This is a genomic window from Novacetimonas pomaceti, assembly GCF_003207955.1.
In the GTDB taxonomy this organism is placed as follows: Bacteria; Pseudomonadota; Alphaproteobacteria; order Acetobacterales; family Acetobacteraceae; genus Novacetimonas; species Novacetimonas pomaceti.
On the sequence record NZ_NOXG01000003.1, the window covers coordinates 277,000 to 302,547 of the forward strand.

A 25,548-nucleotide genomic window follows, 5' to 3' on the forward strand; every position below is an offset into this window, starting at 1 on the left:
CAGCTCTTTTAGAAAAACTGCCCCCGCAGGAAGCCCAGCGCCGGCAGCGGACGCCAGGCGCGCGGCAGGTCGGCGCGACGGACCGGGCGGATGTCATAGATGGGCACGGGCTGCCCCGACTGCCGCAGGAAGGCGCGATAGGCCGCCACCTGCTGCATGCGCCACTCACAATCGGCCAGCGCGGCCTGACGGGTGGCGTAAATGCTGGCGATGCGGGTCCGCCGCCCCATCGTCGCGACCACGCCCCACATGCCGTCATCCCGACGGGCGGTGGCGCCAAAGGCAATGACTTTTCCCATCCCGCCCCCATGTTCCGTGGCTGGCGCGCCTGCATGGCGGTTGCAGTTCCCACGACATCATGTTGCATCGGCGCGATCAAGCTTTCATGCTGTCACAAACATTGTGACAGGACAGCCACGACAGGGATCTCCTTGCAGGGAAATGTCCTTGACGCTAGGGAAAGCGCATCATGATCCGTCTGTTCATCACGCTGCCGTTCGTGCTCGGGCTTATTATCCTGGCTGCCTGCAACCAGGACCCGACCGCCATGCAATGGCTGACCCTGAAATGGCAGTCCTCGCCCGGTGTTCTGGCACTGGTGACGGGAGCACTGTTCTATGCGCTGGGATATGTCTGCGCATGGATCGGGACCCTTGGCCAGATCCGCCGCGCCCGCAAGGCCGAACAGCAGGTCCGCACGCTGGAGACGGAGATGGCGGACCAGCGCGCCCGCGCCTCCGTCACTGCCATGAACATGGCCGCGCCAGTTGCCCCCGCGCCGCAGGAGCCTGAGCTGGTGGCGAAGGTGCCGCCCGCCGCGCCCGATACGCATGCCCCCAGCCTTCCCCCTGCCGAAAACAGGACCTGAGAGTGCCGATGTCCGCCACGCGCGCCCGTTCGACCCGCCTGATTGTCGCGCTTGATACCAAGGACCCGGCGCAGGCCGTGGCATGGCGCGAGGCAACCGCCGCCAGCGCCGGGGCCGTCAAGCTGGGGCTGGAGTTCACCTATGCGCAGGGTCTGGACGCCGTGCGCGATGTCGCGGGCACGCGGCCGCTGTTCCTTGACCTGAAGCTGCATGACATCCCCAATACCGTCGCCTCCGCCATCGGCAGCCTTGCGCGGCTGCGTCCGGCCATGCTGACGATCCATGCCGCGGGGGGACGCGCCATGATCGCCGCCGCGCGCCGGGCGATTGACGAGTCGTTTCCCGACGGTGAACGGCCGCTTTTGCTGGCGGTGACGGTCCTGACCAGCCTTGACGCCGCAGCGCTGCATGAAACGGGCGTGGAGTCGGACGTGGCAGATCAGGTCGTGCGCCTCGGGCGTCTTGCGATGTCGGCGGGGGCGGACGGGCTTGTATGCTCGTCACATGAAATCCGGCTCCTGCGTGACGCGCTGGGCGATGATCCGGTGCTGGTCGTCCCCGGCATCCGCCCGGCGGGAAGTGCCGCTGGCGACCAGAAACGCATCATGACCCCGGCACAGGCCCGCGACGCGGGGGCGGACTGGATCGTGGTGGGACGTCCCATCACGCGCGCGCCCGACCCGGCGGCGGCCGCGGCTGCCATCGCGGCGGAACTGTCGGCCTGACCATGCCCGTGGGGGTCAAGATCTGCGGCATAACCGACGCAACCGGGTTCGACACGGCGGCACAGGCCGGCGCGCGGTGGATCGGGTTCGTGTTTTTTGACCGCTCCCCCCGCGATATCGCGCCACGCGCGGCGGCCGCGCTATCCGCCCGCATGACAGGCGGGCCGGAACGCATCGGCCTGTTCGTGCAACCCGATGACATCGCGATCGAAAGGGTGCTGGATACCGTTCCGCTGGACGGGCTGCAGGTTTATGCCCCGCAACAGCGGGCCATCGAAATCCGGCAACGTTTCGGCCTGCCGGTCTGGCGCGCGGTCGGGATCGAAAGCCGCGCCGACCTTCCCGCCCACGCATCACCCGACAGGCTGGTCATCGAATCGCGACCACCGGCGGGCAGCACGCGGCCCGGCGGCAATGCGCGGCAGTTCGACTGGACCCTGACCCAGGGGTGGAAAAGCCCGGTTCCGTGGATGCTGGCCGGGGGACTGACCCCGGATAACGTGGGCCGGGCCATCGCCCTCAGCGGGGCGGAGGCGGTCGATGTCTCCTCTGGCGTGGAAAGCGCGCCAGGCGTGAAATCGCCCGCCCTGATCCGGGCTTTCATCGCCGCCGCATCGGGCGTCCCTACACCTTAGGGATAGGGGTAGGGATAAACCGGCGGGGGTGGCGGCGGAGGCGGCGGATAGGCATAGTACGGATAGGGCGCGGGATACCGGTAGACGGGATAGGGATACCCGTATCCATACCCCCCGTAGTAGCGATAGGGCGCGATGGCCGTCCCGACCATGGCCCCCGCGAGCATGCCGGCGCCGAATCCGCCCCAGCCCCAACCCCAGCCACCGCCGTGCCAGCCCCAGCCGCCGCCACGCCATCCGCCGCCCCCGTGCCATGCATAGGCGTTGGAAGCAGGCATCATGCTGGCCAGTCCAAGCGACACCGCCAGCATCATCGCAACCCTGCGCATCGACCCAGATCCTTTTCCCATCATCGCTGTCCCGCCCGTGGGACGGGAACATGCAAGCCTTTCAGACCAAACCTGCAACATCATGCCGGAAACCGGCATTCCAGCCCCGTCACATGTCCATGAACCGGAAAAACGTCCATTCCGCGACCATTTCATGGCCGCGCACCCTCATTATGTAATACGCCCCGGCCTTTTCACAATGCCACGCCAATTCGGGGCCACGGCCTGTCCGGGGCCATGACCTGTCGAGAGGCCTAACGCCGTCGTGTGCCCGTTTTGCGCTGGCCCACCCATCCCCCCAGACGCGACAGCGCGTCGCGCAGCGGACCTTCGGGCATGTCCTCGATCGCCACCGGCGCGGGCACGGGACGTGGTGGAGGTGGCGGCGGCGTGGGACGCAGGGTCATGTCCTGCTGCATCCTGAGCCTTTTGACCACGCCGGGGCCGCATGCGCCGTTGATGCGCGCGATCAGCGCGGGCGCCAGATGCTGGAGCTCCATCGCGACAGGCCCGTTGCACGCCACCGTCAGGGTCCCGGCCGAAAGCCGGCGCGGCACCGTGGAACGGGCAAGGTCCGGCCCCACGATGTCGGGCCAGTCCACCATCACCTGCACGGCGGCGGGCGACTGCTTGCGAAAGGCCGGGCGGGTCACACCGGGCATCAGCGCGCCAAGGCTGCGCAACGCCCGCGCGCGGTACTGCTGCCGCCCGGCGGGTTGCGCGTCAGGCGTGGAAGGGGCGGAGGCAGGGGCGCCCTTTCGCTTGCCCCGTGTCGGTTCCTTCGTCATAAGCGGGCCTGTGTCACTTTCTGCTGCCAAACTGTTGCGCTGGTATGACCGGCATCGCCGCACCCTGCCATGGCGCGCGCTGCCGGGGCAAACGGCAAATCCGTATCATGTCTGGCTCAGCGAAATCATGCTGCAGCAGACGACCGTGACCGCCGTCATTCCCTATTTCGAACGCTTCACCCGACAGTTTCCCACGGTCACCGACCTTGCCAACGCGGACCAGGACACCGTCATGGCGGCGTGGGCCGGGCTTGGCTATTACGCGCGGGCGCGCAACCTGCATGCCTGCGCCCGCCGGGTGGCGGACATGGGCGGCCGGTTCCCCGACACGGTGGAGGGTCTGCGTGCCCTGCCGGGCATCGGCCCCTATACGGCGGCGGCCATCGCGGCGATCGCGTTCGGGCGGCCCGTCGTTCCCGTCGATGGCAATGTCGAACGGGTCACGACGCGGCTTTTCGCCATGACCGATCCCCTGCCCCGCGCCCGACCCGCCATCGCGGCGCAGGCGGCGCGGCTGAATGATGATCCCGTGGCGCATGGCCGCCCATCGGATTTCGCACAGGCCCTGTTCGACCTTGGCGCGGGGATATGCACCCCCCGCACGCCTGCCTGCGCCCTGTGCCCGTGGCGCGCGGACTGCGCGGGACTGCGCGAAGGGATCGCCCCCACCCTGCCGCGCAAGGCGCCCAGGGCCGCGCGCCCCACGCGCTATGGCGTGCATTTCCACGTGACCGACGCCACCGGCGGCCTGCTGCTGCACAGGCGCGAGGAAACGGGACTTCTGGGCGGAACGCTGGGCCTGCCTGGCCCGCAATGGCGGGCGGAACGCTGGTCGATGGAAGAAGGGCTGTCCCATGCGCCGCTGGCGCAGCCCGCGGCGCAATGGCGGCATGTGGGCGAAGTCCGGCATGTCTTTACCCATTTCACGCTGATCGTGGATGTCTATGCCACGCGGGTCGAACGCTTCCCCAACGCCATCGCCCGTGATGGCGGACTGGTATATCCGCGCGAACGGGCGCAACAGATGGGCATCGCATCGCTGATGCGCAAGTGTATTGCGCTGGCGGCCGATCCCGTGGAATGAAATGAATGGATGGACGCGCAATGAATGTCGCTTTTTTCATTGACGCGGCATCACCGCGCGCGGTTCACTGACCATACCGTGATGTGGAAGGGGAACGTGTCATGACTCTTGTCCAGCTGTTTTCACCATTTATGGTCGCCCTCGCCGTCGGGGCGGCTGCCGCAGTCCATCTCGTGCGTAACGCAACACTGACGCCACAGGCCCGGCCGGTGCGCGTTCGCGCCAACGATCGACGCTACTAGGCGCGTCCTTCCTGACCGACGGGTCGGGATCACTGTGAACCGGAACAGGACTTTTGCATAAACACGTCTCCTCCTGTAGCACAGTGATCCCATGACCTTCATAACCATTCGTCGGGACACACCGATCCAGACGTCCCGGGTGGGCGTCCTGCTGAGCAATCTGGGAACGCCCGACGGAACGGGATATTCGGCAATTCGCCGCTATCTGGGCGAATTCCTGTCGGACCGCCGCATCATCGAAGCCAACCCGCTGGTGTGGAAGCCGATCCTTAACGGGGTTGTGCTGACCTTCCGCCCCCGCAAGACCGGGGCCGCGTACCAGCGCATCTGGCGTACCGACCGCGATGAAAGCCCCCTGCGCACCTATACCCGCGAACAGGCGGAAGGCCTGGCCGCCCGCCTTGCCCCCGAAGGCGTCGCCGTGGCGTGGGGTATGCGCTATGGCACCCCCAGCGTGGCGGACGCCCTTCATGACCTGATCCGGCAGGGATGCGACCGCATCCTTCTCGCGCCGCTTTACCCGCAATACAGCGCCACGACCACCGCCACCGCCAACGACCAGGTGTTTCGCGCGCTGATGCGGCTGCGCAACCAGCCCGCGACCCGGACGCTGCCGCCCTTTCCCGACCATCCGGCCTATATCGCGGCACTGGCGGCGCGCATGCGCGAACATCTTGCGACGCTCGGGACGCCGCCCCAGAAAATCGTCGCATCCTTCCACGGTCTGCCGCGCGAATATGTGGAAAAAGGGGATCATTATCCCCTCGACTGTGAACGCACCATCGCGGCGCTGCGCAAGGCGACGGGACATGACGCGGACACGATGCCCCTGACATACCAGTCACGCTTTGGCCCGGCGAAATGGCTTGAACCCTATACCGCGCCCTATATCGAGGCCCTGCCGGCGCAGGGGATCACGCGCATCGCGGTCATCATGCCGGGCTTTGTCTCCGACTGCATCGAGACGCTGGATGAAATCGGCAACGAAGTCCGTGACGGTTTCCTCAAGGCCGGTGGCGAGGAACTTACCCTGATCCCCTGCCTCAATGACGCGCCCGTCGCGATCGACATGCTGGAGACACTGATCCGCAACGACCTGCGCGGCTGGATCGACGATCCTTCCCCCGCCGCATGATGTCGTTGTCCAGACAGACAGACTAACATACTGAAATTTTAGAAAATTTTTGGTGAAGCTTTTTATAAAAAGCTTCAAAAGACGTCGCCATTCTGAAAAATGCGACACCTAAAAGCTTCTGCTGTTTTCAAACAGTCCCTTAAAAACAGCCATAAAAAAAGGAAGGTTCCCGCCTGACGGTGAGTTTCCTTCCTTTTTCATTCCATGCCCGGTCTTTTGGCAAAGACCTGCCGGATATCAGGCCTCAGTGGGCGGCGGCGGGCGTCGGCGCAGGGGGATGTTCCGCGTCGTACAGGGTGGCCTTCTGCTCGTCCGTCTTGCGGGTGCGATAACGTTCCCACAGGCTTTCATGCGGATCGGCAGGATGCTCCTTGTCATAAAGGGCGGCCTTTTCACGAATGCCCTTGCGGTATTCATGGCGCTTGTACATGCCAACCGCGCATCCGCCCATGGCGCCTGCCACCGTGTGATGGTTGGCGACATGGCCGCCCACCGCACCGACCGCGCCATATTTCAGGCATCCGCCCGGTTCCGCATGCGCCGCCACGACCGAAGTTCCCACCAGCGTGGTTGCCAGCAGGAATACCCTAGAAATTTTCTGTACCGTCATTGTCTGCATCATACCTGGCCCGATACTGATCCTGCCGGAAACGGGATGGCCTGCCCCGCCACGGCGCTTCTTGTTCAGGAATAGTAGTAACACAATCTTTCGGACATGCATCATCCCCGTCAGGGACGGTCACAGCTTTCCGTCAGGTCATTATATACCTGACCTTTGGGGCAGACATGCGATTTATGCATGGGCGTGGAAGGAACAAGGCCCCCCTGCGCACCCGTCGGCCGCCCGCCCACACCGTTCGGCGCGACAGGCGCGCCCTGCTGCTGCGGTGGCGCATCGGACAGGAGGCTGTTCAGTTCGGCATCATAGACGGAGTCATCTTCCGGGCCGGAACCACTGTTGCCGTTATAGATGCCCGGCGCGGCCTGATAGCTCGACGCAGCGGCTGCAGCCCCCATCGCGGCCCCCATGCCTATGCCCAGGCCATAACCACCCCAGCCCCAGCCCCAGCCGTACGGATATCCCCATCCGCCCCAGCCCCATATGGGATAGCCGCCGCCCCAGCCCCAGCCCCAGCCGCGACCACCCCAGCCGCCGCCGCGCCAGCCATCGACATTGTGCCACCGGCCTCCGCCGCCATGCCAGCCACCACTACGGAAACCGCCACCGCCGAAACCACCGCCGCCGCCACGAAAGCCGCCGCCGCCTCCCCCATGGAAGCCACCGCCGCCAAAGCCACCGCCGCCGCCATGCGCGTAAGCCTGCACCGGCTCACCGCCGATCATGCTTCCGGCGACGACCAGCGCGATGCCCCCCAGAAGAAAGCGTTTCATTTCCTGTCCCTCCTTCACCAGCGACAGTATGCCCTACAAATACGGCCCGACATGTCATCGGATCATATCAATATGTTGCCCTCCCGCCCTGCGGGGCGGCGGGACGCATATCATGCGTATCGGCATGGATATGGGGAATCACGCCCCCCTGTGCGAGGGCACGCATCCAAGTATTTTGCGGTATGGGAAATGGTGCCCGAAGGCAATGCCCCGCGGGCATGAAGGACCAGACCATTACACAAAGGTCTGGTCGGAGTGAGAGGATTCGAACCTCCGGCCCCTGCGTCCCGAACACAGTGCTCTACCAGGCTGAGCTACACTCCGTCTGGAGGCGGCTATACAGGGGTCCGTCACATTCCGCAAGGGGGTTCGCGTCTTTTCAGAAATGATCGACGTTGACGTTCCCGCTGCTGGTGGCGGTTTCATGCAGCGCGCGCATCACGGCGGGCACATCGTCCACCACGCGGAAAAGCTCCCGCACGTCGGGGGAGGCGAATCCGCTTTCGATCGTCGCCTCGATCATGGCGATCAGCGGCGCGGCCCATCTGGCGATGTTGACGATGAAAATCGGCTTGTCATGCTGCCTGAGCTGACGCCACGTCATGATCTCTATCGTCTCGTCAAAGGTGCCCAGTCCGCCGGGCATCACCACGAAGGCATCGGCGCGGGAAAACATCATCGCCTTGCGGTCGTGCATGGAGGTCGTGACCGTCAGGTCCGTCACCCCCTCATGCATGATTTCACGATCATGCAGAAAGGCGGGAATGATGCCCGTTACCTTTCCCCCCGCCTTCAGCGCCGCGTCGGCCACCGCCCCCATCAGGCCGACATGCCCGCCGCCATAGACAAGGCGCAGCCCCGCCTGCCCCAGCCGCGTTCCCAGTTCCGTCGCGGCGGCATGGAATTCGGGCCGGACGCCAAAACGCGATCCACAGAATACGGCGACCGAGGAAATGGACATGGCAGGAAAGTCTCCAGCAGATTGGTAATGACGCGTCATCTTACGCGACCCGTCGCATCAGCGATGGGCCTGGCGTTGCAGCACGAGGGTCGTCGCGACCCCGGCCAGCGTAAACAGTGCGGATACCATAAACAACGCGCCATAACCCATTGTCTGGATGACAAGGCCAAGCAGCGGGCCGGACAGCCCCACCGCGATATCCAGGAATACCGAGAACGCCCCCAGCGCGGCGCCCCGGTTTTCCGGCCCGACGCGCGCCACCGCCAGCACGCCAAGGGCCGGAAAGACAAGGGAGAATCCCGCCCCCGTCAGGGCCGCGCCGATATCGGCCATGAACACCCCCGAACAGCGCCACAGCACCAGCAGGCCGATCGTCTCCACCACAAGGGAGACCAGCGCGACGACCAGCCCCCCGCGACGGTCGATCTGGCGCGCGAACACAAGGCGGATCAGCACGAACACGATGCCGAACGCCGCCAGCGCGATCGCAGCGCCGTTCCAGTTCTGGTGCGCGAAAAACAGCGCAAGGCACGAGGAAATGGTCCCGAACCCGACCGACCCGCACGCCAGCACCAGCCCATGCGGCAATACGCGCCAGAACACGGTGCGAAATGGCGTGGGCGGCCCCTTGTGCGCGACGGGGGCCACCGGCTCGTACTGCACCGCCAGCAGGAATCCCACGAAGGGAAGCACCGCCGACAGCGCCCCCACCAGCACCAGCCCTCCATAAGGCATCGGCAGCCCGGAAAGCACCTGCCCCACCGGCGCGCCAAGCGCGATCCCGCCGTACGAGGTCACGCCGTTCCATGAAATCACCTGCGCCGTCCGGGTCGCGCCGACGCGCCCGATATTCCACATGATCGCGCCCGTCGCGGTCCAGCTTTCGCCAACCCCCAGCAGGATGCGGCTGCCGATCAGCATCAGCGCCGAAAGTGCTGCGTAATGGAGCAGCAGGCCCGATGTCATCAGCATGATCCCCGAAAGGGTGCAGACCACCAGCCCGATGACCACGGCGGGTTTCGCCCCGCGACGGTCCGCCGCCTGTCCCGCCGACGCACGGGAGACAAAGGTGGCAAGGTACTGCAGCGACACAGCAAAACCCGCGATGACCGTATTGTATCCCAGCACCTGGTGGACAAAGACGGGAATGACCGCCATTGGCAGCCCGATATCGATGTAACACAGCAGATTGAACAGGACGACGGCCAGAATCCGCCGTGTTGGGGACGTCATGGACGTCTGCGCCATGGTCATGATGCGCTCGAAACTCCGGAGGGAACAGAAATGCGTGTATCCAGCCCGCACGGATAACGAGACGGACGGCAATGATAACGGGATACCAGTAAAAGGGGTTCATGCATTAATACAAGGGTATGACCCGTGCGCATGGCGCGTGCCGCGACACCGGGCATCTCCCGCCTGATATCGGACACGCGACCAGGACAGGGCTATACTGTCCTTCGATTTTCCAACCAGCGGAGCATGGACACCCGCCATGACAGACAGTTCTTCCGGCCCCACCCCCGACGCAGGCGGTTTCGTGACGGTCTCCAGCCGTCTTGCCTATGAAAACCCGTGGACGCGCGTGCGTGAGGACATCATCATCCGCCCCAACGGCCGCAAGGGGCTGTACGGCGTGGTCGAACGCGGGGACTTCGTGGTCATCATGCCGGTATGGGAAGAGGCGCAGGGACGTTCCGTCACGCTGATCCGCCAGTACCGCTATCCCATCGGGCAGCGGATGTGGGAACTGCCGATGGGCATGTGGGAAAACCGCCCCGACGCGCCGGCCGAGGACGTGGCGCGCGGCGAACTGCGCGAGGAAACCGGCCTTCGCGCCGCAACCATGCGCGACGCCGGGCTGATGTACCAGGGCGCGGGCTACACCACGCAGAAGGGACGCGCCTACCTGGCCACCGGCCTGACGCAGGGCCCCACCGAACGCGAGGATACCGAAGAGGACATCACCTGCCACAAGGTGCCGCTGGAGGAGATGGAGGCCATGATCCGCGACGGGCGCATCACCTGCATGGTCACCATCGCGGCCTTTGGCCTGATCCGCGCGCGGAGATGGATCTGATACGCCCGGCCCGCAACTATCCCGGATCGCACAGCGGCGTAAGGTAGCGCTGCAGGTTCACCCGCAGGGGCATCAGATAGACATTGCCCCCCTGCGCCCGGACCGCGCGCATCATCTGGCGGGCGAAACCGATGTTCGCCTCCAGCGTGGGTTCGAAATCATGGGGAAAAATGACATGGTTGGTCGTTTCCCAGTACGAGCGCGAACGCGGCCCGACCACCGGCGAAATGCCCCAGAACACATTTTCCCCATGCAGCCAGTTCATGCACAGTTCCAGCATGCGCATGTCGAAAATCGGCTGGGTGAAGAAACCCGCCGCCCCGGCTTCCTTCTTGCGGGCGACGGCCTCCATTTCCGCATATGGCGCGCGCCGGTACGGGTCAAAGGCGGCATAGACCGACAGGTGCGGCGCCTCCGCCCGGTAACGGCGGATGATGCTTTCGGTCGTGTTGGGATAGGTCAGGTGCCGCAGGTCGGACGGCGGGTCGCCCTGCACCACCAGCACGGCCCCCAGCCCCGGCTGGTCCGCGCCGGGAAGCGGCGCGCCCGGCGCGATGTCGATCGCGCGGATATGGGGAATGACCGTGGGGAAATGTGGCCGCACCAGTTCGGCGGCGTCCCAGCTGCGCAGCGGAAAGCGCAGCAGGTCGGGGATATTGATCATGTCGGCGGGAGGGAAACAGGCCTTGACCTCCGCCACGTCGCGCAGCAGCGTTTCACGGTCGCGCGGGATCAGTTCGACAGAGATGTCCATCACGGCGTCCCCACACCTTCAACAAGCTCACGCGCCGCCTGCATCGTGTTGCGCAGCAGGCAGGCGATCGTCATCGGCCCCACGCCGCCCGGCACGGGGGTAATCTGGCCCGCGACATGCCGCGCCTCGTCAAACACCACGTCACCAACCAGCCGCGTCTTGCCATTGTCCAGGCGGATGCGCGAAATCCCGACATCGATCACCGTGGCGCCGGGCTTGATCCAGTCGGCGCCCACCAGCCCGCGGCACCCCGTCGCCACGACAAGGATGTCGGCCTGCCGCGCCAGCGCCTGCGGGTCGCGGGTGTCGATATGCGCGACGGTCACGGTGCAGCCTTCCCTGAGCAGGAGCTGCGCCATCGGACGCCCCACAAGGTTGGAGGCCCCGATCACCACGGCATTGAGCCCGCGCAGTTCCCCGACATAGGCCTTAAGCAGCAGCAGGCAGCCCAGCGGCGTGCACGGCACGATGCCCGGCAGGCCCAGCGCAAGGCGGCCCGCATTGACCACGCCCAGCCCGTCCACGTCCTTGTGCGGGTCGATCGCGTTGGTCACCGCCACCGGGTCCAGATCACCGGGCAGCGGAAGCTGGACAAGGATGCCATGGATTTCGGGATCGGCATTCAGCCGCGCGATCAGCGCCAGCAGTTCCTCCTGCGACGTGGTCTCGGGCAGCATGTGCATGAAGGAACGCATGCCCGCGCGATGGGTCTGCAGCGCCTTGTTGCGGACATAGACCTCGCTGGCGGGATCATTGCCGACCAGCACGACCGCAAGGCCGGGCGTGACCTGATGGCGGGCATAGAACGCGCGCACGTCCTCGGCGATATCCTGCGTCAGGCGGTTGGCGAACCCCTTGCCATCGATCAGGAGGGCCTCGCCCCGCACATGCGGCTGAGTGCCGGACACATGAGGATCGGATGATACTGGACCGGTCATAACCCCTCCGCAAATCTCACAGGACGCACAGGAAATACGCAAGAAGCATCCCCGCGACAATCATCTTGTGCGGAATGCGGCGACCTGCGCGGCGGAAACGGGCATGAAAAAACCGGGGGACATGCCCCCGGTCCGTTCAGCGAGAAATGCCGCCGCCCTTTCTGGCTGACATCATTTCCTGCCTGAAACCATCAGATTTTCCAGTGACGCCTTTTGCAAAGAACCTTCGCCGGAACGTCGCCTTTTTAGAAAAAGGTGACGCCCGGAAGCTTTGGTTATTGTCTATCGGCCAGCCCCTTACTGGTCGTCGTCATCGTCATTGCTGCTGTCGCCATCATCGGTGCCGGGCGTTACCGCGACAAAGATGCTCTGTCCATTGCGCACGACGCGCAGCAGGACGGAATGGTTGGTTTCCAGCGCCTGGCGGATGGCCGACACGGTGGCGCGGGGATTTTCCACCGGCTTGTTGCCCACCGCCTGGATCACGTCGCCCGCATGAATGCCCGCCTGCTCGGCCGAGGAACCGGGCTGCACGTCGCTGACGACGACGCCATGGACATTTTCATCGAGCCCCAGCTGCTGGCGCGCGTCAGGCGTCAGCGGCGCGAGGGAGACGCCAAGGCGCGGCCCCTTGTCTTCGCTGCGGTCGTCGCCGACCGTCCCGTCCGCGGTCCCGCCCTTGCCAAGGCTTGCGATCGTCACGGAAGAGGTCTGGGCCTTGTTGCTGCGCAGATAGCCGACCGTGACCTTCGTCCCCGGCACGATGGAGGCCACCTTGACCGCCAGCGTATGGGGGGTGTCGATCTTCTGCCCGTTCAGGTCGGTGATGACGTCACCCGCCTTGATCCCGGCCTTTTCCGCCGGGCTGCCGGTGCTGACGCTGGCGACCAGCGCGCCGGCGGCCGGGGCGCCGTTCACGGATTTCAGACCCAGCGCGGTGGCCATCGAGGGCGTGATCGGCTGCGCCGTCACCCCGAGATAGCCGCGCGTCACGTGGCCGGTCTTCTCCAGCTGTTCGACGACGTTCTTGACCGTGTCGGAGGGGATGGCGAACCCGATGCCGATCGACCCGCCCGACGGCGACAGGATGGCGGTGTTCACGCCCACGACCTTGCCGTCCTGCGTGAACAGGGGGCCGCCGGAATTGCCACGGTTGATCGGGGCATCGACCTGGATGAAGGAATCATACGGGCCATCGCCAATGTCACGCCCCCGGGCGGAGACGATGCCAGCCGTAACAGTGCCGCCAAGCCCATAGGGATTGCCCACGGCGACAACCCATTCGCCCGGCTCCACCTTGTCGGAGTCGCCAAGTTCGATGAAGCGCAGCTTGCCGGAGGGCGTGACCTTCAGCAGCGCGATGTCTGTCTTGGAATCGCGCCCCACGATCTTCGCCGGCAGGCTGGTGCCGTCATCCAGCGTCACCGTGACCTTTGTCGCGCCCTTCACGACGTGGTTGTTGGTCACGACATACCCGTCGGGGGAGATGACGAAGCCCGAGCCGCGCGCTTCCACGTCATGGTGCTGCTGCGGCATCATCTGGAACGGGAAGGGAAACGGAAAGCCGCCGGGCATGCCGCCGCCCATTTCCTCACCCGTGTCGGCATTGTGGATCCTGGCCGTGATCGAGACGACGGCAGGCTTCACCTGCTTGACCAGATTGACGAAGTTCGGAAGCTGCTGAACCTGCGTGTCGGGCCGGATGACGCCGCTGTCGTCCGCCATGGCGCCCGGTGCGCCGGCCACCATTCCGCCCAGCAGGCTGCTGGCAAGCAATGTGGCGAGGAGTGCCCCGCGCACCGGGCGAGGAAAAACGGTTTTCGGCTGTAATGCGTCTGACATGGCATCCCTGAAGATCTTGGTCTGATATCACTTGCGTCGGGCTGGGCCGTCCCGACCGGGTTACAGTCCCATTGCCCGCACTGTGACGCAAGGGAACCAACCTCTCTTATACCACCGCATGAAAGATACGTTAGATTACATGCCCACGCGGCCCCGCCCTGCGTGCCGGGCGGGCGGCCTTATCCGTCGCGGCGGTCGCGGAAGAACCCGCGCAGCATGGCCGCCGCCTCCCGCTCGCGCAGGCCGCCGATCGTCTCGGGACGGTGAAGGCAGTCGCGGCGGGCAAACAGGCGGGGGCCGTGTTCCACCCCGCCGCCCTTGGGGTCATAGGCGCCGAACAGGATGCGCCCCACGCGGAAATGCACCGCCGCCGCCGCACACATCGGGCATGGCTCCAGCGTTACATAAAGGGTGCAGTCCGACAGCCGCGCGCCGTCACGCGCCTGCGTGGCGGCACGCATCACCAGCATTTCGGCATGGGCGGAGGGATCGCGCAGCTCTTCGGTCCGGTTGCCCGCGCGCGCGATGATCGTGCCGTCCGGCCCCAGCAGGACGGCGCCCACCGGAACCTCGCCCCGCGCGGCGGCGGCCCTGGCCTGCGCAAAGGCCACGGACATCGGGTCCGGTGCGGACTCGGGCGCAACGCCATGAACGGGGGGGAAAATCATTCCGATACGATATCCCCCCGCCGCAACCATTCAAGCCATGCGTGCGTTTGCAGTGTCCGGCGACAGATATGTTACCGTGCATAAACACAACACCCAGGCAAAAACCTGTCAGGAAACCGCCATTTTCATGGACATTTGATGTCCGGCGCTGTCATCTTGGCCTTGTTTTGTGTTATATTTCGAAACACTCTGTAACCGGGAACAGGACATATGGCTTCGCGCCGCGGTTTCGCGGCCTGTTTCAGACGACGGGAGAAGGGACATGCATACGCTTACGCTGGTTCTGACCACTGCCGCGATTGTCGCGGGAATGGCGATTGCCGATGCCCCGCGTAGTGTCCGCCGGTCGGTGGTGTATTCCCTCACATGCGATCTGTCCCCCGCCCCGCTGCAGGTCGCGCAGCAGTAAAAACACGCGCGAAGCGACGCTGACCGGACGTGGGCGCATTTCCTTTCCTGCCGGATTATTCTAGGGAAACGGAATGGATGCATCTCCTCCCCTGATCGGCGTGACACTGGATCGCGAACCGCCCTGTCCGCCACAACAGGGCGGGTATTCCAGTTTCCCGTGGTATGCGATGCGCTGCAATTACATGGATGCCGTAACGATGGCCGGCGGCCTGCCGGTCGGGCTGGCGCATGACGCGGCGCAGGCGTCGGCGGTCATGGCGCGACTCGACGGCCTGATCGTGACGGGCGGGGCATTCGACATTTCCCCCGACCTTTATGACGGCGGCGCCCCCCATCCCACCGTCACCACCAAGGCCACGCGCACCGACGCCGAACTGGCGCTGGTACGCGCGGCACTGGATCTGGGCCGGCCCATACTGGGGATCTGCGGCGGGGAGCAGCTGCTGGCCGTGGCGCTGGGCGGCACGCTGATACAGCATATCCCCGATGCCATCGCCTCCCCCCTGCCCCATGAACAGCCCAACCCGCGTGACGAGGCCGGGCATGAAATCACCATCGTCCCCGGCACGCGGCTGGCCCATATCACGCGCGCCAGCCGCATGGCGGTCAATTCCGCCCATCACCAGGCCGTCGCCACCCCCGGTCGCGCCATCGTCAGCGCCGTCGCCGCCGATGGCGTGATCGAGGCCGTGGAACTGCCGGGCCACCCGTTTTGCATCGGGGTGCAATGGCATCCCGAATTCGGCATTTCGACAGGCGACCGCCTCCTGTTCCGTGCCCTGACCGACGCTTCGAGACATAGAGAATGACAAAAGACGCCTCCCCCGCCCCCGCCGCGCAGCACGGCGACCGCATCGCCAAATGGCTTGGACGTTCCGGCGTGGCCAGCCGGCGCGACGCCGAACGGATGATCGAGGAAGGACGGGTGCGCCTCAATGGCGAACTGGTGCGCCATCCCGCCACCTTCGTCAGCGATGGCGACATCGTGCAGGTGGACGATCAGGTCGTCGCCGCGCCGGACCGCACCCGCCTGTGGCGGTATCACAAGCCCGACGGGCTGGTGACCACCCACCGCGACCCCGACGGCCGTCCCACCGTCTTCGCCTCCCTGCCCGAAGGGATGCCGCGTGTCATCAGTGTCGGGCGGCTTGACCTCAACAGCGAGGGGCTGCTGCTGCTGACCAATGACGGCGAACTGGCGCGGCGGCTGGAACTGCCCAGCAACGGCTGGATAAGGCGGTACCGCGTGCGCGTCTTTGGCGTCGTGAACGAAGACCGGCTGGCCGACCTTGCGCAGGGCAGCGTGTTCGAGGGCGTGCATTACGGCCCCATTGAGGCCGCGCTGGATTCCAGCCGGGGCGACAATGCGTGGCTGACCGTTTCCCTGCGCGAGGGCAAGAACCGCGAGATCCGCAAGGTCATGCGCGGGCTGAACCTGCATGTCAGCCGCCTGATCCGCACGTCATACGGCCCGTTCCAGCTCGGCACGCTGGAGCGCGAGGAGCTTGAGGAAGTAACCGGCAAGGTCCTGCGCGAACAGGTGCCCGGCCTTGCCAACCCGCGCCGCGCCGCCCGGTCGTAACGGTCCGGGCCATGAGGATCGTCGCGGGACGCTTTCGCGGGCGCACGCTGCGCGCGCCATCGGGGCGGGTAACACGCCCCACCGCCGACCGGGTGCGACAGGCGCTGTTCGACATGCTGATGCATGCCCCGTGGGCCGGGCGCGACCGGATCGAGGGGGCGCAGGTGATCGACGGATTCGCGGGCACCGGCGGCCTGGGGCTGGAGGCCCTGTCGCGCGGGGCTGCGGCGGCCCTGTTCATCGAAAGCGACCGCAACGCGCTGGCGGCGCTGCGTGACAACATCGCCGCGTGCGGGGCGCAGCCCATGGCGCAGGTCCGCGCGTGGAACATGTCGCGCCTGCCCCCGCGCGGCGCGGCAAGGCCCGCCGATCTCGTCTTCCTCGACCCGCCCTATGGCCGCGACCTGCCGGCGATGGCCCTGTCCTCGCTCGGGCGGGGGGGATGGATCGCGCCGGATGCGCTGGTGATCGTCGAAACCGCCGCGGACGAAGCCCCCCCCGTTGCCCCCGACCGCCTGCTGGCCCAGCGCGCGCATGGCGCGGCGCGGCTGTCGATCTGGCGGCATGAAGACGGGGCGGGACAATAATTTCGTCCCGAAAAGAGACCAGCGCCCTTCTTTCGTCCCCCATCGCCGCGTTATAGTCGCTCCGCGGGAGAAGCGAGGCGTGGTGCCTGCCCCCTCCTGGCCGGAGTTTTCATGACGGCCCGACCATGGCGGCCCGCCTGCCGCGATGTCACGGCCATGCAACCAGGATACGGATTTTTGGCGATCCCCAGCCGTTTCATCCCCGAGTCCCTGACCACTGGCCCCACCCGGACGCGGCTGCTGCGGCGCCTTGCCGAAGCCGGCGGCGTGGCGCTGTGGATGCTGGCGCTGGGGCTGGTGGCGGCGTTATGGAGCTATGACCCCCGCGATTCCTCGGCCAATACCTCCAGCACGCAGGCGCCCACGAACCTGCTGGGGACGGTCGGGGCCTATGTCTCGGACTTCCTGCTGCAGAACATGGGGGTCACCAGCGCGCTGGTCATCCTTGCCCTGATCGCGTGGGGATGGCGCATCATCCGCCATAATGGCGTGGGGTCGGGCCTGATCCGCGTGACGGCCCTGCTGGCGGCGATGCCGGTGCTGTCCGCCCTGCTGTCGGCCCTGCCGATCATGATGCCGTCCTTTCCCAACCCGCACTGGCCCGCCGATTCCGGGCCGGGCGGGGCGGTCGGGCTGTCGCTGGCGCACATGGCGCTGCAGGCGGGGTCCAGCATGATCGGGCCATGGGGCGGTATCGTGATGTGGCTGCTGGGCCTGATCCTGGCGATCCTTCTGGTCCCGCTGGCCATGGCGCTGTCGCTGTCCGAATGGCGGGCGATCGGGCGCGTGCTGCGGATCGCCGGACGCCAGCCCGCGCGCCTTGCCCGCGCCACGCATGCCCTGACCCATCAGGCAAGGGCGCGCATCCAGCAGACCCGCGCCAGCGCCGACAGCGCGCCCGCCGCCCCCCATGGCGACCCGGCACGCGATGCCGGCTTCGCTGGCGAAAGGGGCATCCGCACGCTTGCCGACACGCTGCCCGCCGATGACGCGATGCCGTACCTTCGCGATCCGGCCCCACGCGCGGCGCATGCGCCCCCGCCCGCGGACCCACCGGCAGCGGACCCGCTGACCACTTCTCCCCTGACCACCGCGCCCCTGACCGCGCCCGATCCGGCCTATCGCGTTTCCACGGCGGAACAGCCCGCGTCCACCGCGCTCAATATCACGCCGAAAGCCGCGACCCCGCCGCCGCCCGTCCCGCCGCCCGCGACCGCGCGTTCGATCAGCGTGCGCGAAACAGCGCCGGCACCGCTGCCCCCCGCGCGCGAGGTCACGGCAAAATCCGATCCCGCGCCCAGCCTGCCGCCCTCCATGCCCGAACGGGTCTCCATCGGCACGAACTGGGTGCATCCGCCGGGAATGGACGAAGACATCTCCACGCCGCTGATGAACCCCACCGACGGGCACTCCCTCGCGCCGTGGCATGAGGAGGAAAGCCCGGCCCGCCCGACGGTCTTCGCCCCGCCGCCCGCGCAGGAGAACAACGAACCCGCGCGTCCCACCCTGCTGACGCGCCTGTTCAGCGGCGGCGGCCGGGGCGCGTCCGCCGCCCCCGCGCGCGAGGACGCGACGGTGGCGCCACAGTCGGCCACGCCCCGGCCGGCTCCACCCCCGCCGCCACGCGAACATTATGACGCGCCGCAGACGCATGCGTGGCAGCTGCCGCCGCTGTCGCTGCTGCATCCCCCGCCCTCGCACGCCGCGACAGGCCCGACCGAGGAACTGCTGAAGGCGAACGCGGCGCACCTTGTCACCATCCTGTCGGAATACGGGGTGCAGGGCGAAATCGACACGTACCATGCCGGGCCGGTCGTCACCCTGTTCGAGCTCAAGCCCGCGCCGGGCATCCGTTCGGCCCGTGTCATCGGGCTGGCCGATGACGTGGCGCGTTCGCTTTCGGTGCTGAGCGTGCGCATCGCCACGGTGCCGGGACGCAATGTCATCGGGATCGAGGTCCCCAACACCCGACGCGAGACGGTCTATTTTTCCGAACTGCTGCGTGATGACGCATGGGTGCACGGGCGCGGGCGGCTGAACCTCGCGCTGGGCAAGGACATCGCGGGGGAGCCGGTCTATAGCGACCTTGGCTCCATGCCGCACCTGATGATCGCGGGCACCACCGGGTCGGGCAAGTCGGTGGGCGTGAATGCCATGATCCTGTCGCTGCTGTACCGGCTGTCGCCGGACCAGTGCCGCCTGATCCTGATCGACCCCAAAATCCTTGAACTCTCGATCTATGAGGGCATTCCCCACCTGATGACGCCGGTGGTCACCGAACCGGCCAAGGCGGTGGCGGCGCTGAAATGGACCGTGCGCGAAATGGACCGGCGTTACCGCGCCATGGCGCACCTGCAGGTCCGCAACATCGGCAGCTACAACGAACGCGTGGCCGAAGCGCGGGCGCGCGGCGAAATCGTGACCCGGCGCGTGCAGACCGGATACGACCCCGAAACGGGCAAGCCGACCTTTGAGGAGCAGCAGCTCGCCCTTGACGCGCTGCCCTATATCGTCGTGGTCGTGGACGAGATGGCGGACCTGATGATCGTGGCGGGCAAGGAGATCGAGGCCCTGCTGCAGCGCCTGGCGCAGAAGGCGCGCGCGGCGGGCATCCACCTGATCATCGCAACGCAGCGCCCGTCGGTCGATGTCATTACCGGCACCATCAAGGCGAACTTTCCCACGCGCATCTCGTTCCAGGTCATCAGCAAGTTCGACAGCCGCACCATCCTGGGCGAACAGGGCGCGGAACAGCTGCTCGGGCGGGGCGACATGCTGTTCATGCAGGCGGGCGGGCGCATCACGCGCGTTCATGGCCCCTTTGTCGATGATAGTGAGGTGGAGGCCGTGGTGTCCTTCCTGCGCGCACAGGGCGAGCCGATCTATGACGACGACGTCATCTCCGCGCAGGACGAGGATGGCGGGGGCGGCCGCGCGTTTGGCGGCGGCGGGGGCGAGGAAGACAGCCTGTTCGGGCAGGCGGTGGAGCTTGTCGCGCGTGAGGGCAAGGCCTCGACCTCCTTCATCCAGCGCCACCTGTCGATCGGCTACAACCGCGCGGCCAAGATCATCGAGCAGATGGAAAAGGAAGGCCTTGTCAGCGAGGCCAACCATGTCGGCCGCCGCGAGGTCCTGATGCGCAAGACGGCCGAGGACGAATGACGCGCAGGCCCCGCCCTTTCGCTGCATCATCGCCTTCAGGCCCGCGCGCCGGTCATGCCCCCCTGCCCTTTCCCGTCCTGTTCCGTGACCGGCATTTCATCGTGATCGACAAGCCCGCCGGCCTGCCCGCGCATCCGGGCCGCGATGGCGGCCCCAGCGTGGAGGACGCATTCGCACTGATGTCGCGCCACCGCAACGGGCCGTGGCTGGCCCACCGGCTGGATCGCGACACATCGGGCTGCCTGCTGGTCGCGCTGCGCAAGCAGGCGCTGGTCGCGGCGCAGTCGTGTTTCGCAAACGGCGAGGCCACCAAGGTTTACTGGGCCATCACGCATGGCCATCCCCCCGGCACACATGGCGTGATCGACGCCCCCCTGCTGCGCCGGGAGGGACGCGGGGGATGGCGCATCGAAACCGACCCGCGGGGACAGGCCGCGCGGACCGCGTGGCGTTGCCTTGCGCGCGGCCACATGCCCGACGGTTCCCCTGCAAGCTGGCTGGAACTGCGGCTGGGGACAGGGCGCACCCATCAGGCACGGGTGCATTGCGCGACGCTGGGTTGCCCCGTCATGGGGGATGGTCAATATGGTCCGGCCGATGGAAAATCCCTCCACCTCATGAGTCGTGAACTGCACCTGCCGCTTGCCCCCTCCATCCACGCCGTCGCGGCCCCGCCGCCGCACATGCGCCACAGCGCGGCGCAGGCGGGATGGGATCTGGACCAGCAGCCTTCCCCACCGCATGACGTACTGCCCCGGACGGGGCCTGCCCCGACGCGCGTCGGGCCTGCGTGCGGCATAACCGCCGGGACGCGATGACGCGCCCCCCTTTACGGAGAACCCCGTGTTTGCCCACCAGCTTACCGAAGGTCTGATCCGCGTCCTTGAACGTCCCGACCTGCGTGTCATCGCGGGGGCGCGGCGCGTCCGACTGGCGCCGGACCTGCTTGATCCCTTCCGTGTCACGGACGGGGGCGACGTCCTGCTGGGGGCGCCATGCCTGCAGGACGGGGAACTGCTGGCCGCCTTTTACCTGCGGCACGCGCTGGAACTGGCGCACCTGCTGGATATCGCACCACGACAGCCGGTCATGGCGGCCCTGTGCGCGGCCCGGACGGCGGCCCTGTTCCTGAGGCTGGATACCACGCGCGACACGTCAGCCATCACCCCGCAATGGGTGACGACCATGGCAGCGCCACAGGTCGCAACGCCCGCAGCCCTACGGGCCACGTGGCAGGCGCTGTCCCCGTTCCAGCCCGCCCCGCCCCATGCGCCGGACATCACGGCCGTGCACGCGCGCATGGAACGCCTGTGGCACTGGACCGGCCCGACCGAAACACTGATGGCGCTGGGGGGCGACGCGCGGCTGAGCATCAATCCCGCGACCGGCCTGAACCATTACGGGTGTTCCCACCGGCCCCGCCCGTGGGCCGTGACCTTTGCCTCCTCCACCGCGTCGTCCCTGTCCGAACGGGGCTTTGCCGGGGCGGAGGCCGCGCGCCTGCGCCTGATCGCCGCCGCCCTGTCGGACGCCGACAATGACATGGCCGCGACGCTGAGCGATGAAATCCGCCAGCGGATCAGCCGGTATTTCGGGCTGCGCGGGGACGAAGGGGTCATCCTTGCCCCGTCCGGCACGGACTGCGAACTCTATACCCTCGCGCTGGCGGCGCTGGCGCCGGGGCGCCGCCCGGTCAGCAACATCCTGATCGCGCCGGAGGAAACCGGCAGTGGCGTGCCGCTTGCGGCGCGGGGCTGTCATTTCGCCAATGACACCGCGCTGGGCCATACCGTGCCCAAGGGGCAGCTGATCGAAGGTTTTCCCGACACCACGCAGGTCATCAACCTGCCGATGCGCGATGCCGATGGGCAGCAGATCCCCCCCGAACAGGTGGACGCGGACTGCCTGCGGGTGGCGCGCGCGGAACTGGCGCGCGGGCGGCATGTGCTGCTGCATCGCCTTGACCTGTCGAAAACGGGGCTGCTGGCCCCCCGGATGGACACGCTGGATGCGCTGGGCGCCACCGCGCCCGCCGGGCAGGTCGATGTCGTGGTCGATGCCTGCCAGACGCGGCTCGACCCCGCGCGGGTGCGCGACTATCTCGACCGGGGGTGGATGGTGATGATCACCGGCTCCAAATTCTTTACCGGCCCGCCGTTCTGCGGGGCGGTGCTGGTGCCCGCGCCGGTGATGGCCCGCCTGTCGGCCGACGGGCTGCCACCCGGCCTTGCGCAATATACCCACCGCCAGGCGTGGCCGGACAATACGGCGACGGATGTCCTGCCGTCCGGCCACAACATCGGGCTGGTGCTGCGCTGGCACGCCGCCCTTGCGGAAATGACGGCGCTGGGAGAGGTCGACCGCGCCACCGTGACGCAGCGGCTGCGGGAATTCCTGTCGGCGGCGCGCGACGCCATTACCGGCAACCCCGATCTGTCCCTGCTGCCCCCCGTGGCGCTCAGTCGGCCTGCGCTGCCTGACGCATGGGACGATCAGGCGACGATCCTTTCCTTTTTCGTCCGCGCGCCGGGGGATGACGCGACCTTCCGCCCGCTGCCCCTGCCGCAGGCGCGACAGCTTTATGCGTGGCTCAACGCCGACCTTTCGGAAATCCTGCCCGCCGCCGACCCGGGGGAACGTTCCCTGGCGGCCCTGCTGTGCCATGTGGGACAGCCCGTGCCGCTTGCGCATCCGGCGCTGGATGACGCGCTTGCCGGGGCGTTGCGCATTTCCGCCGGCGCGCGCCTTGTCTCGGGCGAGCCATCGCATGACGGGCTGGACAGCCGCTGCCGGATGGAGCGTGAAATCCGCGATGTCCGCCGCGTCGTCGCCAAGATCAGCCTGATCCTGCGCCACTGGTCCGTCATCGCCGCCCATGACCCGCAGCCGACCTACATGCCGCGCCGGGGCATGGCGGACTGACGTGCCTTCCTTTCTTTCCACCGAATACGGACATCCCTGCCGACATGCCGCAAAATCACGGTAATTTCCTCGACATGCCCCAGTTGCAGAAAGGGGTCACGCGTTTCTGGCTGATCCGCCATGCCGTTGTTGAACAGAACGCCCGCAGGCACCTCTATGGCGCGATGGACGTGCCGCTATGTCCCGACAGCCTCGTGGCGCAACGGCCCATGTACGAGGCACTGGCCCGGCGCCTGCCGCATCCGGCCCTGTGGTTCACATCCCCCCTTGGCCGCGCGCAGCAGACGGCGCAGGCCATCCAGCAGGCCGGTTACGGCACGCAGGCCAGCCGCATCGAACCTGCCTTTACCGAACAGTCCATGGGCGAATGGCACGGCACCACGCATGACCAGCTGCCCCAGAAACTGGCGGTGCCGGCCCATCCCTTCTGGTCCGTGGGGGCGACGGAACAGCCGCCGGGCGGCGAAAGCATGGTGCAGGTCTGCGCCCGCGTGGGCGCGGCACTGGACCGCATGTCGCGCGAACACGCCGGAAAGGACATGGTGATCGTCAGCCACGGCGGCGCGATCCGTGGCGCGCTGGCGCATGCGCTGCATGTCCATGCCCATACGGCGCTGCATTTTTCCATCCAGAACCTGTCGCTCAGCGTGATCGAGCACCTGCGCGAAGGCTGGCGGATCGTCAATGTGAACGAACTGCCACTGGTCTGATTCATTGCATGAGCGCATGCTCCGGCATTCCATGATGCCGGTCGCCTTTGTCCTGTCCGCAGAAAGTCGCACGCCATGACCCATCCCACCTCACGTTCCATTCCCCGCGGGGCAGCACTTCTGAACGATCCCGCCGCCAACAAGGGAACCGCCTTCAGCGCGGAGGAACGACGGGTGCTGGATCTCGAAGGGCTGCTGCCGCCGCAGATCGAGACGCTGGAACGCCAGGCGGAACGCGTGTTCAGGCATCTGGATGCCAAGCCGAACGACCTTGAACGCTATATCTACCTCTCGGGCCTTGGCGACCGGAACGAGACCCTGTTCTACAAGGTCGTCATGTCCGACCCCGCGCGGTTCGTGCCCATCATCTACGCCCCCACCCTTGGCGCGGTCTGCAAGGCGTTCAGCCACCTGTACCGCCGCCCGCGCGGCATGTATATCAGCCTGGAGCACAAGGGACGCATCGCCAGCGTGCTGCGCAACTGGCCCGAGCGCAATGTCCGCTTCATCTGCGTCACGACGGGGGGCCGCATCCTTGGCCTTGGCGATATCGGGGCCAACGGCATGGGCATCCCGATCGGCAAGCTCCAGCTCTATACCGCGTGCGGGGCGGTGCCACCGCATACCACCCTGCCGATCCAGCTGGATATCGGGACAACGAACGCAGCACTCAGGGCGGATCCGCTCTATCTCGGGCTGCGGCGCGAACCGCCGGAACAGGCGGAGCTTGATGCCTTTGTCGAGGAATTCGTCGCGGCGGTACAGGAAGTCTTTCCCGCATGCTGCATCCATTTCGAGGACTGGAAGGGCACTGACGCGATCCGTTACCTCGGCCATTATCGCGAACGGGTGCTGTGCTACAACGACGATATCCAGGGGACGGCGGCGGTCACGCTGGCGGGGCTGACCACGGCGCTGCAGATCATTGACGGGCGGCTGTCGGAACAGAACATCCTGTTCTTTGGCGCTGGTTCGTCCGGGCTGGGGATCGCGGACCTGCTGGTACACGCCATGCAGCGCGAGGGCCTGTCGGAAGCGGCCGCGCGCGCGCGCATCACGATGATGGACAGGGAAGGCCTGCTGGTCACATCGCGTACCGACCTGTCGGAACAGCAGACGCCCTATGCCATTGACGGGGCGGCATCGACAGACCTGCCTGACGTGATCGAACGGGTGCGCCCTTCCATCCTGATCGGTGTCTCGACCGTGGGCGGGGCCTTCACGCAGGAGGTTGTCGAACGCATGAGCGACATCAACAGCCGTCCCATCATTTTCGCCCTGTCGATTCCCAATCCCGAATGTTCCGCCGAACAGGCCTATACCTGGTCACAGGGGCAGGCCCTGTACGCGGCGGGCATCCAGTACCCCGTGGTACAGATCGGGGATCGGTCGTTTCACCCGGGACAGGCCAACAATTTCTATATCTTCCCCGGCCTCGGGCTTGCCACCTATGCCACGTGCCCGCGCCACATCACCGATGACATCATCATCGAGGCGGCGCACGCACTGGCGGATCAGGTCGATACGGCCACCCGGGCGCGCGGACGGCTGTTCCCGCCACAGGACCAGATTGTCGAGGTCGAGATCACGTCCGCCTGCCGTCTGGCGGAATATATCTTTGACCACGACATGGCCCATGTCGAACGGCCCGACGACATCCGCAAATGGATCGAGGGGATCATCTATACCCCCGTCTACAAACCCATCATACTGGACTGATTTCAGGGGTTGCC

Annotated in this window: 27 protein-coding genes and 1 tRNA gene; 16 read left to right on the top strand and 12 right to left on the bottom strand. The window is 66.6% G+C overall.

All coding sequences use genetic code 11. From position 1 onward, the window contains the following. Positions 1–8: 8 nt before the first annotated feature. Complete coding sequence (locus CFR71_RS05615) at positions 9–299, bottom strand: hypothetical protein (protein WP_110528259.1); 291 nt, start codon at positions 297–299, stop codon at positions 9–11. Between the two features lie 170 nt (positions 300–469). Here CFR71_RS05615 and CFR71_RS05620 point away from each other — a divergent pair, with 170 nt between their 5' ends. The 3 genes from CFR71_RS05620 to CFR71_RS05630 are packed head-to-tail and all read left to right on the top strand — an operon-like array spanning position 470 to position 2,228. Next, the gene (locus tag CFR71_RS05620; protein ID WP_110528262.1) at positions 470–868 is read left to right on the top strand and encodes a LapA family protein; all 399 of its coding nucleotides are present in this window, start codon (positions 470–472) and stop codon (positions 866–868) included. An 8-nt stretch (positions 869–876) separates the two neighbouring features. After that, entirely contained in the window at positions 877–1,593 is a 717-nt protein-coding gene (pyrF, locus tag CFR71_RS05625; protein ID WP_110528265.1) for an orotidine-5'-phosphate decarboxylase, read from the top strand. Between the two features lie 2 nt (positions 1,594–1,595). Next, a complete protein-coding gene (locus tag CFR71_RS05630; protein ID WP_110528267.1) occupies positions 1,596–2,228 on the top strand; it encodes a phosphoribosylanthranilate isomerase in 633 nt (210 codons plus the stop codon). Here CFR71_RS05630 and CFR71_RS05635 read toward each other — a convergent pair. Beyond that, positions 2,225–2,557, bottom strand: a complete 333-nt coding sequence (locus CFR71_RS05635) for a hypothetical protein (RefSeq protein WP_110528270.1) — start codon at positions 2,555–2,557, stop codon at positions 2,225–2,227. The two genes, CFR71_RS05630 and CFR71_RS05635, sit on opposite strands and share 4 nt — an antisense overlap. Positions 2,558–2,811: 254 nt before the next feature. Beyond that, complete coding sequence (locus CFR71_RS05640) at positions 2,812–3,345, bottom strand: DUF721 domain-containing protein (protein ID WP_110528273.1); 534 nt, start codon at positions 3,343–3,345, stop codon at positions 2,812–2,814. A gap of 10 nt (positions 3,346–3,355) precedes the next feature. Here CFR71_RS05640 and CFR71_RS05645 point away from each other — a divergent pair, with 10 nt between their 5' ends. The 3 genes from CFR71_RS05645 to hemH all read left to right on the top strand — a co-directional run bounded on the left by CFR71_RS05645 (position 3,356) and on the right by hemH (position 5,806). After that, positions 3,356–4,429: an A/G-specific adenine glycosylase gene (locus tag CFR71_RS05645; protein WP_110528276.1), complete on the top strand. Its 1,074-nt coding sequence runs from the start codon at positions 3,356–3,358 to the stop codon at positions 4,427–4,429. A 101-nt stretch (positions 4,430–4,530) separates the two neighbouring features. Continuing rightward, complete coding sequence (locus CFR71_RS16410) at positions 4,531–4,671, top strand: hypothetical protein (protein WP_165832036.1); 141 nt, start codon at positions 4,531–4,533, stop codon at positions 4,669–4,671. 91 nt (positions 4,672–4,762) lie between these two features. Continuing rightward, positions 4,763–5,806 (top strand): ferrochelatase, encoded by a 1,044-nt coding sequence (gene hemH, locus CFR71_RS05650; protein WP_110528279.1) that lies wholly within the window; start codon positions 4,763–4,765, stop codon positions 5,804–5,806. 244 nt (positions 5,807–6,050) lie between these two features. On the opposite strand, the gene CFR71_RS05655 is transcribed toward hemH, so the two are convergent. From CFR71_RS05655 to CFR71_RS05675, 5 genes are all read right to left on the bottom strand, one after another. After that, a complete protein-coding gene (locus CFR71_RS05655; protein ID WP_239019475.1) occupies positions 6,051–6,416 on the bottom strand; it encodes a hypothetical protein in 366 nt (121 codons plus the stop codon). A gap of 119 nt (positions 6,417–6,535) precedes the next feature. Further along, positions 6,536–7,198 (bottom strand): hypothetical protein, encoded by a 663-nt coding sequence (locus CFR71_RS05660; RefSeq protein ID WP_239020278.1) that lies wholly within the window; start codon positions 7,196–7,198, stop codon positions 6,536–6,538. A gap of 247 nt (positions 7,199–7,445) precedes the next feature. Further along, positions 7,446–7,522, bottom strand: a tRNA-Pro gene (locus CFR71_RS05665). A 55-nt stretch (positions 7,523–7,577) separates the two neighbouring features. Then, positions 7,578–8,159: an LOG family protein gene (locus CFR71_RS05670; RefSeq protein ID WP_110528282.1), complete on the bottom strand. Its 582-nt coding sequence runs from the start codon at positions 8,157–8,159 to the stop codon at positions 7,578–7,580. A gap of 57 nt (positions 8,160–8,216) precedes the next feature. Beyond that, positions 8,217–9,413 carry an MFS transporter gene (locus tag CFR71_RS05675; RefSeq protein WP_110528285.1) on the bottom strand — a complete coding sequence of 399 codons (1,197 nt, stop codon included), beginning with the start codon at positions 9,411–9,413 and terminating at the stop codon, positions 8,217–8,219. Positions 9,414–9,654: 241 nt separating this feature from the next. Here CFR71_RS05675 and CFR71_RS05680 point away from each other — a divergent pair, with 241 nt between their 5' ends. After that, positions 9,655–10,239, top strand: coding sequence for an NUDIX domain-containing protein (locus tag CFR71_RS05680; protein ID WP_110528288.1), 585 nt, complete (start codon positions 9,655–9,657; stop codon positions 10,237–10,239). Positions 10,240–10,255: 16 nt separating this feature from the next. On the opposite strand, the gene CFR71_RS05685 is transcribed toward CFR71_RS05680, so the two are convergent. The 4 genes from CFR71_RS05685 to CFR71_RS05700 all read right to left on the bottom strand — a co-directional run bounded on the left by CFR71_RS05685 (position 10,256) and on the right by CFR71_RS05700 (position 14,441). Continuing rightward, positions 10,256–10,993 carry a methylenetetrahydrofolate reductase gene (locus CFR71_RS05685; RefSeq protein ID WP_206057960.1) on the bottom strand — a complete coding sequence of 246 codons (738 nt, stop codon included), beginning with the start codon at positions 10,991–10,993 and terminating at the stop codon, positions 10,256–10,258. Further along, complete coding sequence (gene folD / locus CFR71_RS05690) at positions 10,993–11,931, bottom strand: bifunctional methylenetetrahydrofolate dehydrogenase/methenyltetrahydrofolate cyclohydrolase FolD (RefSeq protein ID WP_110528294.1); 939 nt, start codon at positions 11,929–11,931, stop codon at positions 10,993–10,995. The genes CFR71_RS05685 and folD overlap by 1 nt, the downstream gene beginning before the upstream one ends. 297 nt (positions 11,932–12,228) lie before the next feature. Further along, positions 12,229–13,773 (bottom strand): Do family serine endopeptidase, encoded by a 1,545-nt coding sequence (locus CFR71_RS05695; RefSeq protein ID WP_206057962.1) that lies wholly within the window; start codon positions 13,771–13,773, stop codon positions 12,229–12,231. 179 nt (positions 13,774–13,952) lie between these two features. Next, positions 13,953–14,441: a nucleoside deaminase gene (locus CFR71_RS05700; RefSeq protein ID WP_239019477.1), complete on the bottom strand. Its 489-nt coding sequence runs from the start codon at positions 14,439–14,441 to the stop codon at positions 13,953–13,955. 262 nt (positions 14,442–14,703) lie between these two features. Here CFR71_RS05700 and CFR71_RS16415 point away from each other — a divergent pair, with 262 nt between their 5' ends. From CFR71_RS16415 to CFR71_RS05740, 9 genes are all read left to right on the top strand, one after another. Then, the gene (locus tag CFR71_RS16415; RefSeq protein ID WP_165829397.1) at positions 14,704–14,850 is read left to right on the top strand and encodes a hypothetical protein; all 147 of its coding nucleotides are present in this window, start codon (positions 14,704–14,706) and stop codon (positions 14,848–14,850) included. A 73-nt stretch (positions 14,851–14,923) separates the two neighbouring features. Continuing rightward, positions 14,924–15,661: a gamma-glutamyl-gamma-aminobutyrate hydrolase family protein gene (locus CFR71_RS05705; protein ID WP_110528303.1), complete on the top strand. Its 738-nt coding sequence runs from the start codon at positions 14,924–14,926 to the stop codon at positions 15,659–15,661. Further along, positions 15,658–16,434, top strand: a complete 777-nt coding sequence (locus CFR71_RS05710) for a pseudouridine synthase (RefSeq protein ID WP_110528306.1) — start codon at positions 15,658–15,660, stop codon at positions 16,432–16,434. The genes CFR71_RS05705 and CFR71_RS05710 overlap by 4 nt, the downstream gene beginning before the upstream one ends. An 11-nt stretch (positions 16,435–16,445) precedes the next feature. Continuing rightward, positions 16,446–17,021: a 16S rRNA (guanine(966)-N(2))-methyltransferase RsmD gene (gene rsmD / locus CFR71_RS05715; RefSeq protein ID WP_110528309.1), complete on the top strand. Its 576-nt coding sequence runs from the start codon at positions 16,446–16,448 to the stop codon at positions 17,019–17,021. Positions 17,022–17,198: 177 nt separating this feature from the next. After that, positions 17,199–20,183, top strand: coding sequence for a DNA translocase FtsK (locus tag CFR71_RS05720; RefSeq protein WP_165832037.1), 2,985 nt, complete (start codon positions 17,199–17,201; stop codon positions 20,181–20,183). Beyond that, positions 20,180–21,001, top strand: a complete 822-nt coding sequence (locus tag CFR71_RS05725; protein ID WP_110528315.1) for an RluA family pseudouridine synthase — start codon at positions 20,180–20,182, stop codon at positions 20,999–21,001. The genes CFR71_RS05720 and CFR71_RS05725 overlap by 4 nt, the downstream gene beginning before the upstream one ends. Before the next feature lie 25 nt (positions 21,002–21,026). Then, positions 21,027–23,105 (top strand): hypothetical protein, encoded by a 2,079-nt coding sequence (locus tag CFR71_RS05730; RefSeq protein WP_110528318.1) that lies wholly within the window; start codon positions 21,027–21,029, stop codon positions 23,103–23,105. A gap of 44 nt (positions 23,106–23,149) precedes the next feature. Then, positions 23,150–23,815, top strand: a complete 666-nt coding sequence (locus tag CFR71_RS05735; protein ID WP_110528321.1) for a histidine phosphatase family protein — start codon at positions 23,150–23,152, stop codon at positions 23,813–23,815. Between the two features lie 75 nt (positions 23,816–23,890). Beyond that, positions 23,891–25,534 carry an NAD-dependent malic enzyme gene (locus CFR71_RS05740; RefSeq protein ID WP_110528324.1) on the top strand — a complete coding sequence of 548 codons (1,644 nt, stop codon included), beginning with the start codon at positions 23,891–23,893 and terminating at the stop codon, positions 25,532–25,534. Positions 25,535–25,548 lie beyond the last annotated feature (14 nt).

What these genes read in the sequence shown, in the direction of transcription:
- CFR71_RS05615 (WP_110528259.1), bottom strand. Translation starts at nt 299, where the DNA reads ATGGGAAAAGTCATTGCCTTTGGCGCCACCGCCCGTCGGGATGACGGC.
- CFR71_RS05620 (WP_110528262.1), top strand. Translation starts at nt 470, where the DNA reads ATGATCCGTCTGTTCATCACGCTGCCGTTCGTGCTCGGGCTTATTATC.
- pyrF (WP_110528265.1), top strand. Translation starts at nt 877, where the DNA reads ATGTCCGCCACGCGCGCCCGTTCGACCCGCCTGATTGTCGCGCTTGAT.
- CFR71_RS05630 (WP_110528267.1), top strand. Translation starts at nt 1,596, where the DNA reads ATGCCCGTGGGGGTCAAGATCTGCGGCATAACCGACGCAACCGGGTTC.
- CFR71_RS05635 (WP_110528270.1), bottom strand. Translation starts at nt 2,557, where the DNA reads ATGCGCAGGGTTGCGATGATGCTGGCGGTGTCGCTTGGACTGGCCAGC.
- CFR71_RS05640 (WP_110528273.1), bottom strand. Translation starts at nt 3,345, where the DNA reads ATGACGAAGGAACCGACACGGGGCAAGCGAAAGGGCGCCCCTGCCTCC.
- CFR71_RS16410 (WP_165832036.1), top strand. Translation starts at nt 4,531, where the DNA reads ATGACTCTTGTCCAGCTGTTTTCACCATTTATGGTCGCCCTCGCCGTC.
- hemH (WP_110528279.1), top strand. Translation starts at nt 4,763, where the DNA reads ATGACCTTCATAACCATTCGTCGGGACACACCGATCCAGACGTCCCGG.
- CFR71_RS05655 (WP_239019475.1), bottom strand. Translation starts at nt 6,416, where the DNA reads ATGACGGTACAGAAAATTTCTAGGGTATTCCTGCTGGCAACCACGCTG.
- CFR71_RS05660 (WP_239020278.1), bottom strand. Translation starts at nt 7,198, where the DNA reads ATGAAACGCTTTCTTCTGGGGGGCATCGCGCTGGTCGTCGCCGGAAGC.
- CFR71_RS05670 (WP_110528282.1), bottom strand. Translation starts at nt 8,159, where the DNA reads ATGTCCATTTCCTCGGTCGCCGTATTCTGTGGATCGCGTTTTGGCGTC.
- CFR71_RS05675 (WP_110528285.1), bottom strand. Translation starts at nt 9,413, where the DNA reads ATGACCATGGCGCAGACGTCCATGACGTCCCCAACACGGCGGATTCTG.
- CFR71_RS05680 (WP_110528288.1), top strand. Translation starts at nt 9,655, where the DNA reads ATGACAGACAGTTCTTCCGGCCCCACCCCCGACGCAGGCGGTTTCGTG.
- CFR71_RS05685 (WP_206057960.1), bottom strand. Translation starts at nt 10,993, where the DNA reads ATGGACATCTCTGTCGAACTGATCCCGCGCGACCGTGAAACGCTGCTG.
- folD (WP_110528294.1), bottom strand. Translation starts at nt 11,931, where the DNA reads ATGACCGGTCCAGTATCATCCGATCCTCATGTGTCCGGCACTCAGCCG.
- CFR71_RS05695 (WP_206057962.1), bottom strand. Translation starts at nt 13,773, where the DNA reads ATGTCAGACGCATTACAGCCGAAAACCGTTTTTCCTCGCCCGGTGCGC.
- CFR71_RS05700 (WP_239019477.1), bottom strand. Translation starts at nt 14,441, where the DNA reads ATGATTTTCCCCCCCGTTCATGGCGTTGCGCCCGAGTCCGCACCGGAC.
- CFR71_RS16415 (WP_165829397.1), top strand. Translation starts at nt 14,704, where the DNA reads ATGCATACGCTTACGCTGGTTCTGACCACTGCCGCGATTGTCGCGGGA.
- CFR71_RS05705 (WP_110528303.1), top strand. Translation starts at nt 14,924, where the DNA reads ATGGATGCATCTCCTCCCCTGATCGGCGTGACACTGGATCGCGAACCG.
- CFR71_RS05710 (WP_110528306.1), top strand. Translation starts at nt 15,658, where the DNA reads ATGACAAAAGACGCCTCCCCCGCCCCCGCCGCGCAGCACGGCGACCGC.
- rsmD (WP_110528309.1), top strand. Translation starts at nt 16,446, where the DNA reads ATGAGGATCGTCGCGGGACGCTTTCGCGGGCGCACGCTGCGCGCGCCA.
- CFR71_RS05725 (WP_110528315.1), top strand. Translation starts at nt 20,180, where the DNA reads ATGACGCGCAGGCCCCGCCCTTTCGCTGCATCATCGCCTTCAGGCCCG.
- CFR71_RS05735 (WP_110528321.1), top strand. Translation starts at nt 23,150, where the DNA reads ATGCCGCAAAATCACGGTAATTTCCTCGACATGCCCCAGTTGCAGAAA.
- CFR71_RS05740 (WP_110528324.1), top strand. Translation starts at nt 23,891, where the DNA reads ATGACCCATCCCACCTCACGTTCCATTCCCCGCGGGGCAGCACTTCTG.